This window comes from Rhodococcus aetherivorans (assembly GCF_011058165.1).
Taxonomy (GTDB): domain Bacteria; phylum Actinomycetota; class Actinomycetes; order Mycobacteriales; family Mycobacteriaceae; genus Rhodococcus; species Rhodococcus aetherivorans.
The window spans coordinates 1-14,579 of record NZ_JAALEG010000120.1 but is presented as its reverse complement, the minus strand read 5'-3'; the positions used below and the strand labels follow the sequence as shown (position 1 = coordinate 14,579).

Sequence of the window (14,579 nt, the reverse complement as noted above, 5' to 3'; positions counted from 1 at the left end):
GCCCGGCCCGGCCGGACCGGCACCGATCACCTAATCTCGACGTCATGCAGCGGATCATCGGCATCGAGGTCGAGTACGGGATCTCCTCACCCAACGAGCCCACAGCGAACCCGATCCTCACGTCCACCCAGGCGGTCCTGGCGTACGCGGCCGCCGAGGGGGTGCCGCGCGCCAAGCGCACCCGCTGGGACTACGAGGTCGAATCCCCGCTGCGCGACGCCCGCGGATTCGACCTGGGCCGCTTCAACGGTCCGGCCCCCGTCATCGACGCCGACGAGGTCGGCGCCGCCAACATGATCCTCACCAACGGCGCCCGGCTGTACGTCGATCACGCCCACCCCGAATACTCGGCGCCGGAGGTCACCGACCCCCTCGACGCGGTGATCTGGGACAAGGCCGGCGAACGGGTGATGGAGGCCGCCGCCCGGCACGCCTCGAGCGTGCCCGGCGCGCCGCGCCTGCAGCTGTACAAGAACAACGTCGACGGCAAGGGTGCCTCGTACGGCACCCACGAGAACTACCTCATGGCCCGCGACACCCCGTTCTCGGCGGTGGTGGCCGGGCTGACCCCGTTCTTCGTCTCCCGGCAGGTGATCACCGGTTCCGGCCGGGTCGGCATCGGCCAGTCCGGCGACGAGGCCGGATTCCAGCTGTCCCAGCGCGCCGACTACATCGAGGTCGAGGTCGGGCTCGAGACCACCCTCAAACGCGGCATCATCAACACCCGCGACGAGCCGCACGCCGACGCCGACAAGTACCGACGCCTGCACGTGATCATCGGCGACGCCAACCTCGCCGAGATGTCGACCTACCTCAAGGTCGGCACCACTGCGCTGGTGCTGGACCTGATCGAGGCCGGGGTGGACCTGTCGGACCTGCAGCTGGCCCGGCCGGTCACCGCCGTGCACCACATCAGCCACGACCCCACGCTGCGCAAGACCGTCGCCCTGACCGACGGCCGTGAGCTGACCGGCCTGGCGTTGCAGCGGATCTACCACGAGCGCGTCGCGAAGTTCCACGACGGCACCGACGACAAGCGGGTGCGCGACATCCTCGACAAGTGGGCGATGATCCTCGACCTGCTCGAACGCGACCCCATGGAGTGCGCGCACCTGCTGGACTGGCCGGCCAAGCTGCGCCTGCTCGAGGGCTTCCGGAACCGGGAGGGCCTGGCGTGGTCGGCGCCGCGGCTGCACCTGGTGGACCTGCAGTACTCCGACGTGCGGCTGGACAAGGGCCTGTACAACCGGCTCGTCGCCCGCGGCTCGATGGAGCGCCTGGTCGCCGAGCAGGATGTGCTCGACGCGGTGCACACCCCGCCGTCGGACACCCGCGCGTTCTTCCGCGGCGAGTGCCTGCGCCGGTTCGGCGCCGACATCGCCGCCGCCAGCTGGGACTCGGTGATCTTCGACCTCGGCGGCGAATCCCTGGTGCGCATCCCCACCCTCGAGCCGCTGCGGGGCAGCCGCGCGCACGTCGGCAAGCTGCTCGACTCGGTGGATTCGGCGGCCCAACTGGTCGACGAACTGACCAGCTGACCCGTCCGGGCGGGCGCGACACGCGCGTAGTCGCGCGGAGTGTCGCATCTGCTCGGTAGGGTGGAGGTCCGAGCAGTCGGAGCTCGCACCGGCCGAGGCCGGAGCGGGCCCCACGAACGAACGAGGAGGTCGACCGCTATGGCTCAGGAGCGGACCACACGCGGTGGCGGAGGCGACGACGACGAGGTCGTCGGCGACGGCGGTGCCGGTCAGGAACGACGCGAGAAGCTCGCGGCCGAGACCGACGACCTGCTCGACGAGATCGACGACGTGCTCGAGGAGAACGCCGAGGACTTCGTGCGTGCGTACGTGCAGAAGGGCGGCCAGTGACAGCGGAGCGTTCGCCGATCCCGTTCCCCGTCCACCCGCCGCGCATGCCGTTCGGTTCCCCGCTGTCCTCGTTCTCCGACCACCTGCGCATGCATGCGCCGGAACTGCTGCCGGAGAACCGTCCCGGGCTGCGGGGCGCCGACGCGGACATCGCCCCGCACGGCACCACGATCGTCGCCGTGACGTTCGCCGGCGGCGTGCTCATCGCCGGTGACCGGCGCGCCACCATGGGCAACATGGTCGCCAGCCGCGACGTGGAGAAGGTGTTCGTCACCGACAGCTACTCCGCGGCCGGTATCGCCGGCACCGCCGGCCTGGCCATCGAACTCGTGCGCCTGTTCGCGGTCGAGCTCGAACACTACGAGAAGATCGAGGGTGTGCCGCTGACCTTCGACGGCAAGGCCAACCGGCTGTCGTCGATGGTGCGCGGCAACCTCGGGGCCGCGATGCAGGGCCTGGCGGTGGTGCCGCTGCTGGTCGGCTACGACCTCGAGGCCCCGGAACCGCAGCGCGCCGGCCGGATCGTGTCCTACGACGTGGTCGGGGGCCGCTACGAGGAGCGCGCCGGCTACCACGCGGTGGGCTCGGGATCGCTGTTCGCCAAGTCGTCGCTGAAGAAGCTCTACCGCGCCGACGCCGACGAGGCGGCCGCGCTGCGCACCGTCGTCGAGGCGCTCTACGACGCGGCCGACGACGACACCGCCACCGGCGGCCCGGACACCACCCGCGGCATCTATCCCACCGCGGTGGTCATCACCGCCGACGGCGCCACCGAGGTGCCGGAGCAGACCTTGTCGGCGCTGGCCCGCACCGTGGTCGCGGACCGCACCGTCGCCGAGCACGGGCAGGGAGGTGCGCAGTGACGCTGCCGTACTATGCGTCCGCCGAGCAGATCATGCGCGATCGCTCGGAACTGGCGCGCAAGGGCATCGCGCGGGGCCGCAGCGTGGTCGTGCTGATCTACGCCGACGGGGTGGTGTTCGTTGCCGAGAACCCGTCGAAGGCGCTGCACAAGGTCAGCGAGCTCTACGACCGCATCGGGTTCGCCGCGGTCGGCAAGTACAACGAGTTCGAGAACCTGCGGCGCGCCGGGATCGTGCACGCCGACATGCGCGGCTACTCCTACGACCGGCGCGACGTGACCGTGCGGTCGCTGGCCAACGCGTACGCGCAGACCCTGGGCACCATCTTCACCGAGCAGCCCAAGCCGTACGAGGTGGAGATCTGCGTCGCCGAGGTCGGCCGCGCCGACTCCGCCGACACCGCGCAGCTGTATCGCATCACCTACGACGGCTCGATCGTCGACGAACCGCAGTTCGTGGTGATGGGCGGGCACACCGAACCCATCGCCACCGCCCTGCGCGAGTCGTACCGGCCGGGTCTGTCCCTCGCCGAGGCGGTGCAGGTCGCGGTGCAGGCGCTGCAGCAGGTGCCCGCCGCCGGGGCCGAGATCGGCACCCGGGTGCTCGGCCGCGCCGAGCTCGAGGTGGCGGTGCTCGAGAAGCCGCGCCCGCGTCGCGCGTTCCGCCGCATCACCGGCGCCGCGCTCGACCAGTTGCTGCCCGGCACCGGCGAGCGGTCCGGCGACGACACCGGCACCACCGGGCCGGACGGGTCGGGGCCCGTTCAGGGTTCCTGATCGAGGGGCCGGTAGAGGGTGAGCTCGCCGGGGACGCTGCGGAACTCGAACAGCGCGCCCTCGGCGAGCACCTCACCGTCGGTGGCCAGGGCGACCCGGCCGCTGCGCACCCGCACCGACAGCGCCGGCGCTTCGCGCCGCACGTGGATCGGGGATCCGGCGAGGCTGCCGGTGACCGCGGCCGCGAGCAGCCGGGTCCGCGACCAGTGCAGGTCGGCCCGCAGATACCGCACGTCCAGGGTGCCGGTGTCGATGCGGGGCCGTGACATCGGCACCCGGTCGTCCGGCGCGTACCGGCCGCTGCCGACGAACAGCAACCACACCGCGGTGGGCACCCCGTCCAGCGACACCCGCAGCGGGCTCGCGGTCGCGAGGACCGCGGCCAGCGCCGCCGCCGCGGCCGGCCACTTGCCGATCCTCGGCTCCCACCGCTCACGCAGCCGCACCGAGTCCGGATAGCCGCCCACGCTGGCGGTGTTGACGAACACGTGTCCACCCCGGTCGGCACCGTCCGGGCCGGTGCCGTCCACCCACACCCGGCCGAGGTCGACCCGCAGCGCCTGCCCCCGCTCGACCGCGTGCACGGTCTGCTCCAGGTCGAGCAGCCCGGCGTCGCGGGCGAAGTGGTTCAGGGTGCCGCCCGGGAACACCGCCAGCGGCAGCCCGTGCGCGACGGCCGCGCTCGCCGCGGCTCGCACGGTGCCGTCCCCGCCGTGGACGCCGAGCGCTGCGGGGGTGTGCTCGGCGACGAACCGGTCCAGCTGGGCGGTGAACTCCTCGTCCGGGTCGAGGGTGACCACCCGTGCCTGGGGCAGCGCCGCCGCGATCACGCCCGCGTCGTCGTCGCGGCCGGCGCCGGGGTTGACCAGCACCAGCAGGTCCCGGCCCTGCGGCAGGGCCGGGGCCGGGCCGGGCGGGCCCAGCCGGGCGGGCTCGTCGGGGCGCACCGCCCACCAGCGGCGCGTGGCCAGGGCCACCGCCGCACCGACGGCGACGCCGGTGACCACGTCGGCCGGCCAGTGCACCCCGGTGTGTACCCGGGAGTAGGCGACCGCCGCGGCCACCGGCGCGAGCAACGCCCCCGTCACCGGGGATTCGAGGGCCATCCCGGTGGTGAACGCCGCCGCCGACGCCGAATGCCCGGACGGGAACGACGACGAGCGCGGCGTCGGCAGCGAGCGGCGCAGCGGGCCGTCCTGCCGGGCCGGGGGCCGGCGGCGCGGCAGCAGCGGCTTGAGCACCCCGTTGGCCAGGGCACTGGCCCCGGCCAGCGCCAGCATGCCGCGGACGGCGCCGCGGCGGGGCCGGCCGCCGATCGCGGCGCACGCCGCCGCGCAGCCCATCCACAGTCGACCGTGGTCGGCGGCGCGGCTCAGGCCCCGCAGCACGGGGTCGGCGGGGGAGGGACGCAGGGCGGCGCTGCCGGCGAACAGGGACCGGTCCAGGCGCGTCAGCGGGGCGGGAGCGAAGATCACGGGTACAACCGTAATCTCGTTGCGGCTCATGCTCGGTGGTTCCGCGCGGTACTGTCGAAGTGTGCAGCGACGAATCATGGGCATCGAGACGGAGTTCGGCGTCACGTGCACCTTCCACGGGCACCGGCGGCTGAGCCCCGACGAGGTCGCCCGGTATCTGTTCCGTCGGGTGGTGTCCTGGGGCCGCAGCTCGAACGTGTTCCTCCGCAACGGGGCGCGCCTGTACCTGGACGTGGGTTCGCACCCGGAGTACGCGACCGCCGAATGTGACGACCTTCTCCAGCTCGTCGAGCACGACCACGCCGGGGAGCGGGTGCTCGAGGAATTGCTGATCGACGCCGAACAGCGCCTCGCCGAGGAAGGCATCGGCGGCGACATCTACCTGTTCAAGAACAACACCGACTCGGCCGGCAACTCCTACGGCTGCCACGAGAACTACCTCGTGGTGCGGGCCGGGGAGTTCTCCCGCATCTCGGACGTGCTGCTGCCGTTCCTGGTGACGCGGCAGCTGATCTGCGGCGCCGGGAAGGTGCTGCAGACCCCCAAGGCCGCGACCTACTGCCTGTCGCAGCGCGCCGAGCACATCTGGGAGGGCGTGTCGTCGGCGACCACCCGGTCCCGGCCGATCATCAACACCCGCGACGAGCCGCACGCCGACGCCGAGAAGTACCGGCGGCTGCACGTGATCGTCGGCGACTCGAACATGTCCGAGCCCACCACGATGCTCAAGGTCGGCTCCGCGTCGCTGGTGCTCGAGATGATCGAGGCCGGCGTGGCGTTCCGCGACTTCGCCCTCGACAACCCGATCCGGGCCATCCGGGAGGTCAGCCACGACCTGACCGGGCGGCGGCCGGTGCGCCTGGCCGGGGGCCGGCAGGCCAGCGCCCTCGACATCCAGCGCGAGTACCACGGCCGGGCGGTGGAGTACCTGCGCACCCGCGAACCCGATCCGCACGTCGAGCAGGTGGTGGATCTGTGGGGCCGGGTGCTCGACGCGGTCGAGTCGCAGGACTTCGCGAAGGTGGACACCGAGATCGACTGGGTGATCAAACGCAAGTTGTTCCAGCGCTATCAGGACCGCTACGACCTGGAGCTGTCCGACCCGAAGATCGCCCAGCTGGATCTGGCGTACCACGACATCAAGCGCGGGCGCGGGGTGTTCGATCTGCTCCAGCGCAAGGGGCTGGCGGCGCGGCTGACCGACGACGAGTCCGTCGACGCGGCCGTGCACACCCCGCCGCAGACCACCCGGGCGAAGCTGCGCGGCGACTTCATCGCCGCCGCGCAGGACGCCGGCCGGGACTTCACCGTCGACTGGGTGCACCTCAAGCTCAACGACCAGGCGCAGCGCACGGTGCTGTGCAAGGACCCGTTCCGCTCCGTCGACGAGCGCGTCGAACGGCTCATCGCCTCGATGTAGCGTGCCGCGGGTCGTCCGCGTCCGGTAACCGGGTCGGCCGGCGGGCGGGGGATTAGGCTGCACCGCGTGGCGAATTCCAAAGTCGAGCGGCTGGTGAACCTGGTCATCTGCCTGCTGTCCACCCGCCAGTTCCTCACCGCCGAGAAGATCCGCGCCTCCGTCGCCGGATACGACGAATCGGGCAGCGACGAAGCGTTCAGCCGCATGTTCGAACGCGACAAGAACGAGCTGCGCGACCTGGGCATCCCGCTCGAGACCGGCATGCCGTCGCGGTTCTCCACCGTCGAGGGCTACCGCATCAACCGCGACGCCTACGAACTGCCCGAGATCGAGCTGACCAGCGCCGAGGCGGCCGCCGTCGCGGTGGCGGCGGCACTGTGGGAGTCGCCGGAGCTCACCTCCGCGGCGCAGGGCGCGCTGCTCAAGCTGCGCGCCGCGGGGGTGCAGGTCGATGCCGACCCGGCGGGCGCGATCACCGCGATGCCGACCCGCAGCCGCGGCTCCGAGCCGGTGCTGGGGCAGGTGCTCGCCGCCGTCGACACGCGCCGCGCGGTGCGCTTCCGGCACCGCAGTTCCCCGACCGACCCGTGGACCGAGCGCACCGTCGAACCGTGGGGCGTGGTCACCGTGCACGGCCGCTGGTACCTGGTGGGGTTCGACCGGGACCGGGGGGCGCCGCGCACCTTCCGGCTCTCCCGCATCGACGACGACGTCACCGCGTTCGGCCCCGCCGGGGTCGTGCGGATCCCCGACGGGGTGGACCTGCGGGCACACGCCCTGACCGCCACCACCTCCGGCGACGTGACCGGGCACGCCCGCGTATGGGTCGCGGACGGGCGCGCGTTCGAACTGCGCCGGCTCGGCACCGAGCACGAGCGCCGCGCGGTCGGCGACCGTCCCGGCACCGTCCTCGACGTTCCGGTGCGGTCGTGGGAGTGGATCGGGCGGGTGATCGCCGGGCAGGGCGCCGACGCGCTGGTGCTCGACCCGCCGGAACTGCGCGCGGAGGTGCGCCGCATCCTCACCCGGGTGCTGGCCACCTCCACGACGGCCACCGTCGGTGCCGTCTCGAACAGCGGCGGCGGTGCCGTCTCGAACAGCGGCGGCGGTGCCGTCTCGAACAGCGGCGGCGGTGCCGTCTCGAACAGCGGCGGCGGTGCCGACCGGGGGGAGAGCCGATGAGCACACGACTGTCCGGGCGGTTGACCCGGCTGCTGAACCTGGTGCCGTACTTCACGGCCCATCCGGGGATCAGCGCCGCCGAGGCCGCCCGCGATCTCGGGGTCACCCCGAAACAGATCATGGACGACCTGAACCAGCTGTGGGTGTGCGGGCTGCCCGGCTACGGTCCCGGCGACCTGATCGACCTCTCGTTCTCCGAGGACAGCATCGTCGTCACCTTCACCGCCGGGATCGACCGGCCGTTGCGGCTGACGTCCACCGAGGCCACGGCGCTGCTGGTGGCGTTGCGGTCGCTGGTGGAGATGCCCGGCGTGGTCGACCCCACCGCGGCGCTCGGGGCGATCGCGAAGATCGAGGCCGCCGCCGGCACCGCGGCCGCCGCCGACCGCACGCCCGCCCCCGCGCAGCCCGTCGCCGAGGATCCGGTCGCGGCGACCGTGCGCTCGGCGGTGCAGCACCGCCGGGTGCTGCACCTGACCTACTACTCGGCCTCCCGCGATGCGGTGTCCGAACGCGACGTCGATCCGATCCGGATCGTGCTGGTCGGCGAACACACCTACCTGCAGGCCTGGTGCCGGGCCGCCGAAGGGGTGCGGCTGTTCCGGTTCGACCGCATCGACGCCGCCACCGAACTCGACGAACCGGCGGACCCGCCCGAACGGGCGCTGCGCGAGGACGACCACCTCGACCTGTTCGCCGGCGACCCGACGCTGCCGGCGGCCCGGTTGCGGATCGACCCCGGCTACGGGTGGCTGCTCGACTACTACCCGCTGATCGACGTGCGGGTGCACGACGACGGGGTCATCGACGCGGTGATGCACTACGCGTCGCTGGACTGGATGGCGCGGTTGACCGTCGGCCTCGGCGCGGGGGTCAGTGTGCTGGGTCCGCCGGAGCTGGTCGCGGCGGTGCGGGACCGGGCGCAGGCCGCCCTGGCCGCGTACGACGCCCCCGCCGGGAACGGGCTGTGAACCTGCTCCGAACTCGTCGTGAACGCCCCTGTGCGGCGCGCCGGTGCAGGGTCGGTCCGGTAGCATCGACGCCAGCAGATCAGTGGAGGTTGATAATGGGTGCAATGAGCCCCTGGCACTGGGCCATCGTCGCGATCGTCGTGATCATCCTGTTCGGTTCGAAGAAGCTGCCCGACGCGGCCCGCGGTCTCGGCCGGTCGCTGCGCATCTTCAAGAGCGAGGTCAAGGAGATGCAGAACGACGACGCGCGCCCCGCGCAGCAGCAGGCTCCGAGCCCGTTGCCGCCGGCCCAGCCGGCCCCGGCCCCCGTGGAGCCGCAGCCGCAGACGCCGCAGCCCGAATCACGTTCGGCCTGACCGTATTTCCCTGACCGGGGCATCCGTGCGGATGTCCCGGTCCTCCGCTGATCCCGGCGGCCGTGACAGGAGCTGAGAACCGCACCGTGCGCATCCCGTTCGATCCGCGTCGAAGCCGGCGCAAGACCAATCCCGACGGCACCATGTCGCTGGTCGAGCACCTCTACGAACTGCGCACCCGCCTGCTCATCGCCCTCGCCGCCGTGGTGCTCACCACGATCGTCGGGTTCGTCTGGTACAGCGCCGGCCTGTTCGGGCTCCCGAGCCTCGGCGAGATCCTGCGCGGCCCCTACTGTGATCTGCCGGCGTCCGCGCGCGCCGACATCAGCGCCGACGACAGCTGCCGGCTGCTCGCCACGGGACCGTTCGAACAGTTCATGCTGCGGCTGAAGGTGGCGCTGACCGCGGGCATCGTGCTGGCCTGCCCGATCTGGCTGTACGAGCTGTGGGCGTTCATCACCCCCGGCCTGTATGCCAAGGAACGCCGTTACGCGATCGGCTTCGTCGTCTCCGGCGCGGTGCTGTTCGTCGCCGGCGCGGTCCTGGCCTACCTGGTGGTCTCGCACGCGTTGTCGTTCCTGCTCACCGTCGGTAACGACGTGCAGGTCACCGCGCTGTCGGGCTCGGAGTACTTCGGGTTCATCATCAACCTGCTCGTGATCTTCGGGGTGTCCTTCGAGATTCCCCTCGTCATCGTCGCGCTCAACGCCGTCGGGGTGCTCAGCTACGCCAAGCTCAAGTCGTGGCGGCGGGGGCTGATCATGGCGATGTTCGTCTTCGCCGCCATCGCCACGCCCGGCCAGGACCCGTTCTCGATGCTGGCGCTGGCCGCGGCCCTGACCCTGCTGCTCGAACTCGCCATCCAGCTCGCCCGCCTCAACGACAGGCGCCGCGCCCGCCGCGACCGGGAACAGGGCTGGGGCGACCTCGACGACGACGAGAGCTCCCCGATCACGGCACCCACCCCGGTGCCCGCGCCCACCTCGACGGTGCCGCCCGGCCCCACCGCCCGGCCCGCGCCGCCCGACTACTCCGACACCCTCTAGCCGCCGCCTGTGACCGACTCCACCGACACCGGATCCACCGCGACCGCGCTGCCGCCCCGGCTCGCCGAATTCGCCGCCGAGCTGTCCTTCCCGCTCGATCCGTTCCAGGTGCAGGCCTGCCGCGCCCTCGAGGGCGGGCACGGCGTGCTCGTGTGCGCCCCCACCGGCGCCGGCAAGACCGTCGTCGGTGAGTTCGCCGTGCACCTGGCGCTGCGCGCCGGCAGCAAGTGCTTCTACACCACCCCGATCAAGGCGTTGAGCAACCAGAAGTACGCCGATCTCGTCGCCCGCTACGGCAAGGCCTCGGTCGGCCTGCTCACCGGCGATCAGTCCGTCAACCCGGATGCCCCGGTGGTGGTGATGACCACCGAGGTGCTGCGCAACATGCTCTACGCCTCCTCGACCACCCTGATCGGGCTGACCCACGTGGTGATGGACGAGGTGCACTTCCTCGCCGACCGGTTCCGCGGCGCGGTGTGGGAGGAGGTCATCCTGCACCTGCCCGAGGACGTGCGCCTGGTCAGCCTGTCCGCCACCGTCTCCAACGCCGAGGAGTTCGGCGACTGGATGGAGACCGTGCGCGGCGACACCACCGTCGTCGTCGACGAGGTGCGGCCCATCCCGCTGCACCAGCACGTCATGGTCGGCCCCCGCATCTTCGACCTGTTCGAATCCACCGCGCACCCGGACGCCGCGGACGGCACCGGCCGCCGCGGCGTCGTGGTCAACCGCGAACTCGTCGAGCAGGTGCGCCGCCGCGCCGCCCTCGACTCGACCGGCCGGTGGGGCGGTCCCCGCGGGCGCATCGGGTTCCGGCCGCTGCCGCGTCCGGAGGTCGTCGCCCGCCTCGACCGGGAGGGGCTGTTGCCGGCGATCACCTTCGTGTTCAGCCGTGCCGGCTGCGACGCCGCCGTCGGCCAGTGCCTGCGCGCCGGTCTGCACCTGGCCTCCGACGCCGAGACCGCGCAGATCCGGGCCATCGTCGACGAACACACCGGCGACCTGCCGCGCGCCGACCTCGAGGTGCTCGGCTTCCGGGAGTGGCGCGCCGCCCTCGAACGCGGCATCGCCGCCCACCACGCCGGCATGCTCCCGGCCTTCCGGCACACCGTCGAGGACCTGTTCGTCCGCGGCCTGGTGCGGGCGGTGTTCGCCACCGAAACCCTCGCCCTGGGCATCAACATGCCGGCCCGCACCGTGGTGCTCGAGAAGCTGGTCAAGTACAACGGCGAAACCCATGCCGAGCTCACCCCCGGCGAGTACACCCAGCTCACCGGGCGGGCCGGGCGCCGCGGCATCGACGTCGAGGGCCACGCGGTGGTGCTGTGGCAGCCGGGCCTCGAGCCCGCCGACGTCGCCGGGCTCGCCTCCACCCGCACCTTCCCGCTGCGCAGCTCGTTCCGCCCGTCGTACAACATGGCGGTCAACCTGATCGACGCGGTCGGCGCCGAGCACTCCCGGGCGCTGCTCGAACGGTCCTTCGCCCAGTTCCAGGCGGACAAGTCGGTCGTCGGCCTGACCCGCGGCATCGAACGCAACGAGAAGGCCCTCGCCAAGCTCCGCGATCAGCTCGGCGGCGAGGACGGCGACATCATCGACTACCTGCAGCTGCGTGAGGAACTCACCCAGCTCGAACGGCGACGCGAACGCCAGGCCCGGCAGGACCGCCGGCAGGCCGCGGTCGCGTCGCTGCTCGCGCTGCGCCGCGGCGACATCGTCGCCATCCCCGGCGGCCGGCGCACCGGACTGGCCGTCGTCCTCGAAACCGACACCGACGTCACCGACCCCCGGCCCCTGGTGGTCACCGCGGACGCCTGGTCCGGGCGGGTCTCGGCCGCGGACTTCCCGGCACCGGCCACCGCGCTCGGCAAGCTCCGGCTGCCCCGGCACGCCGACGCCCGCACCGCCCGGGCCCGCCGTGACCTCGCGTCGGCGCTGCGCAGCACCGGGATTTCCGCGCCGCGCCGCCCCAAGCACGCCAAGAACGGCGACACCCGCGAGATCGACGACCTGCGGCGGCGCCTGCGCCGGCACCCGGCCCACCAGCATCCCGACCTCGAGCGCCTCGCCCGGCTCGGGGAACGCTACAACCGGCTCGGCCGGGAGGTCGCACAGATGCGCCGCCAGTCCGCGGCCACCACCAACTCCCTCGCTCGCACCTTCGAGCGGATCGTCGCGTTGCTGACCGAGCGGGGCTACCTCACCGCCGGCGACGACCCGTCGACCACCGAGGCGGGGGAGCGGCTCGCCCGCATCTACAGCGAGAGCGACCTGCTCGTCGCCGAATGCCTGCGCCACGGCGTGTGGGCGGGACTCTCGCCCGCCGAGCTCGCCGCGGTGGTCTCGGCGGTGGTGTACGAGGCGCGCGTCGAGGAGGGCGCCACCGAGTACGGGCCCACCGGGCCGCTGCGCCGCGCGCTCGCCGACACCGTCCGCCTGTGCGGGCAGCTGCGCGCCGACGAGGTTCGCTTCAAGCTGCCCCCCACCCGCGAACCGGATCCCGGGTTCGTCGATGCCATCTACACGTGGGTGAGCACCCAGTCGTTGACGGAGGCCCTGATCGCCGCCGGGGCCGCCGGACGCGACCTGTCGGCGGGCGACTTCGTGCGCTGGTGCCGGCAGGTGATCGATCTGCTCGACCAGATCCGCACCGGCGCGGTCGACCCTCAGATCGCGAAGACCGCCGCCCGGGCGATCGGCGCGATCCGGCGCGGTGTCGTCGCGGTCGATGCGGCGTGACGACACCGCGTGTGGTTTGATACGCGCGCTGCCACACGGCTTTCTCGTGGTGGGTGGGGCGCTACGGCTACGGTAATTGGACACAGCGAAGGCAGGTGGAGGCGACAATGAGCGGTCCGCACGACCCGCAGGATTCCGACGATTCGACCAAGCAGTGGGCGCCGTCCCCCCCGCCGTCCTCCGGAGCCGAGCAGGGGCCGGCTCCGACGCAGGCGTTCGGCACGCCGCAGCAGGGGCAGCCCGCCGGCCAGCAGTGGGGCCAGCAGGGCCAGCAGACCCCCGGCCAGCCGCAGCAGGGTCAGCCGCAGTGGGGGCAGCAACCCGGCCAAGGCCAAACCCCCGGCCAGCAGTGGGGCCAGCAGCCCGGCCAGGGCCAGCAGTGGGGACAACCCCAGCAGGGTCAGCCCCAGTGGGGGCAGCCCGCCCAGGGGCAGCAGTGGGGCCAGCAGGGTCAGCAGACCCCCGGCCAGCCGCAGCAGGGTCAGCCGCAGTGGGGGCAGCAGCCCGGCCAGGGCCAGCAGTGGGGACAACCCCAGCAGGGTCAGCCCCAGTGGGGGCAGCAACCCGGCCAGCAGTGGGGGTCGACCGGCGCGAGCCAATGGAATGCCGGTGCGCCGCAGCAGAAGTCGAAGACCGGGCTGATCGTCGGCCTGGCCGTCGCCGGGCTCGTGGTGATCGGCGCGATCATCGGCGCCGTGCTGCTCCTCGGCGGCAACGACACCCTCGACCCCGAGGCCGCGCAGGCCGGCGTCGAGAAGGTCCTCACCGAGTCCTACGGCGCCACCGACGTCTCCGACGTGCAGTGCCCGGACGGTGAAGAAGTCAAGGCGGGCAACAGCTTCGAGTGCACCCTCACGGTGGACGGCCAGTTCCGGTCGGTGACGGTGACCTTCACCGACGACGAGGGCACCTACGAGGTCAGCCGCCCCAACTGAGCGCGCCGGTCCGTCGCCCTCACCCCGCGGCCAACGCCGCGGTCAACCGGGCGACGGACCGCCCGATCCCCAGCTCCTGCGCCAGCCGCTCCAGCGCCTGCGGATCGACCGGGGTGGACGGCACCGTGTCCGGCCGCGACACCCGGACGGGGGCGTCGGTGGCGACCCGCACCACCGGCACCGCCGCGTCGAGATACGCGCCGGCGTCGATCAGCTTGCCGCGCACCCCCTTCGCCAGCCCCGACTCCGGGTCCACCGCTGCCGCGCGCAGCGCCGTCAGCGACCCGTACTGCAGCAGCAGGGTCGACGCGGTCTTCTCCCCGACGCCCTTCACCCCCGGTAACCCGTCCGACGGGTCCCCGCGCAGCGCCGCCAGCTCGGCGTAGGCCGCGCCGGCCCGCTCGGGTGGCAGCCCGTACCGCGCCGCCACCTCGGGCGGCCCGAACAGCTCGGCCTTGGCCAGGCCCCGCCCGACGTACAGCACCCGCACCGGCACCGAGCCGTCGCGCACCACCTGCAGCAGGTCCCGGTCCCCGCTGACCACCAGCACCGGATCCCGGGACTCGCCGGCGGCGAGAGTACCGATCACGTCGTCGGCCTCGAACCCGGCCGCGCCGGCGGTGGCGAGGCCGGCGGCGGCCAGCACGTCGGTGATCATCGGCACCTGCGCCGGCAACGCCGCCGGCACCTCCTCGACGGTGCCGTCCGAGCCGGCGGCCACCCGGTGCGCTTTGTAACTCGGCACCGCCGCCACCCGGAACGCCGGCCGCCAGTCCAGATCCAGGCACACCACCAGCCGCGCCGGCCGATGCTTGGTGATCAGCGACGCCACCATGTCGGTGAACCCGCGCACCGCGTTGACCGGGCGGCCGTCCGGGGCGGTGAGCGACTCGGGCAGCGCGTGGAACGCGCGGAACCACAGGCTCGCCCCGTCGAGCAGCATCAACG

13 protein-coding genes are annotated in these 14,579 nt (G+C 72.7%); 11 read left to right on the top strand and 2 right to left on the bottom strand.

Going from position 1 to position 14,579, the window contains the following annotated elements; all coding sequences use genetic code 11:
* Nucleotides 1-44 precede the first annotated feature (44 nt).
* From dop to prcA, 4 genes are all read left to right on the top strand, one after another.
* Nucleotides 45-1,538, top strand: a complete 1,494-nt coding sequence (gene dop / locus G6039_RS27825; RefSeq protein WP_006931182.1) for a depupylase/deamidase Dop — start codon at nt 45-47, stop codon at nt 1,536-1,538.
* Between the two features lie 138 nt (nt 1,539-1,676).
* Complete coding sequence (locus G6039_RS27820) at nt 1,677-1,868, top strand: ubiquitin-like protein Pup (protein ID WP_003937722.1); 192 nt, start codon at nt 1,677-1,679, stop codon at nt 1,866-1,868.
* A complete protein-coding gene (gene prcB, locus G6039_RS27815; RefSeq protein ID WP_006931184.1) occupies nt 1,865-2,731 on the top strand; it encodes a proteasome subunit beta in 867 nt (288 codons plus the stop codon). Before G6039_RS27820 ends, prcB begins: the two co-directional genes overlap by 4 nt.
* Entirely contained in the window at nt 2,728-3,507 is a 780-nt protein-coding gene (gene prcA / locus G6039_RS27810) for a proteasome subunit alpha (protein WP_006931185.1), read from the top strand. The genes prcB and prcA overlap by 4 nt, the downstream gene beginning before the upstream one ends.
* On the opposite strand, the gene G6039_RS27805 is transcribed toward prcA, so the two are convergent.
* Nucleotides 3,495-5,012, bottom strand: coding sequence for a phosphatase PAP2 family protein (locus tag G6039_RS27805; protein ID WP_044475594.1), 1,518 nt, complete (start codon nt 5,010-5,012; stop codon nt 3,495-3,497). The genes prcA and G6039_RS27805 overlap by 13 nt on opposite strands.
* A 31-nt stretch (nt 5,013-5,043) precedes the next feature.
* Here G6039_RS27805 and pafA point away from each other — a divergent pair, with 31 nt between their 5' ends.
* From pafA to G6039_RS27770, 7 genes are all read left to right on the top strand, one after another.
* Nucleotides 5,044-6,402: a Pup--protein ligase gene (pafA, locus tag G6039_RS27800; protein ID WP_006931187.1), complete on the top strand. Its 1,359-nt coding sequence runs from the start codon at nt 5,044-5,046 to the stop codon at nt 6,400-6,402.
* 66 nt (nt 6,403-6,468) lie between these two features.
* A complete protein-coding gene (locus G6039_RS27795; protein WP_029543763.1) occupies nt 6,469-7,584 on the top strand; it encodes a helix-turn-helix transcriptional regulator in 1,116 nt (371 codons plus the stop codon).
* Nucleotides 7,581-8,555 carry a helix-turn-helix transcriptional regulator gene (locus tag G6039_RS27790; RefSeq protein WP_006945774.1) on the top strand — a complete coding sequence of 325 codons (975 nt, stop codon included), beginning with the start codon at nt 7,581-7,583 and terminating at the stop codon, nt 8,553-8,555. Before G6039_RS27795 ends, G6039_RS27790 begins: the two co-directional genes overlap by 4 nt.
* 95 nt (nt 8,556-8,650) lie before the next feature.
* Complete coding sequence (tatA, locus tag G6039_RS27785) at nt 8,651-8,911, top strand: Sec-independent protein translocase subunit TatA (RefSeq protein WP_006945773.1); 261 nt, start codon at nt 8,651-8,653, stop codon at nt 8,909-8,911.
* Between the two features lie 86 nt (nt 8,912-8,997).
* Nucleotides 8,998-9,957, top strand: coding sequence for a twin-arginine translocase subunit TatC (tatC, locus tag G6039_RS27780; RefSeq protein WP_029543765.1), 960 nt, complete (start codon nt 8,998-9,000; stop codon nt 9,955-9,957).
* Nucleotides 9,958-9,966: 9 nt separating this feature from the next.
* Entirely contained in the window at nt 9,967-12,696 is a 2,730-nt protein-coding gene (locus G6039_RS27775; protein WP_029543767.1) for a DEAD/DEAH box helicase, read from the top strand.
* A gap of 107 nt (nt 12,697-12,803) precedes the next feature.
* On the top strand, nt 12,804-13,631 hold the full coding sequence (locus tag G6039_RS27770) for a DUF4333 domain-containing protein (RefSeq protein WP_006945769.1): 828 nt from the start codon (nt 12,804-12,806) through the stop codon (nt 13,629-13,631).
* A gap of 19 nt (nt 13,632-13,650) precedes the next feature.
* Here G6039_RS27770 and G6039_RS27765 read toward each other — a convergent pair whose 3' ends face one another.
* A complete protein-coding gene (locus tag G6039_RS27765; RefSeq protein ID WP_241258949.1) occupies nt 13,651-14,577 on the bottom strand; it encodes a 5'-3' exonuclease in 927 nt (308 codons plus the stop codon).
* Between the last annotated feature and the right edge of the window lie 2 nt (nt 14,578-14,579).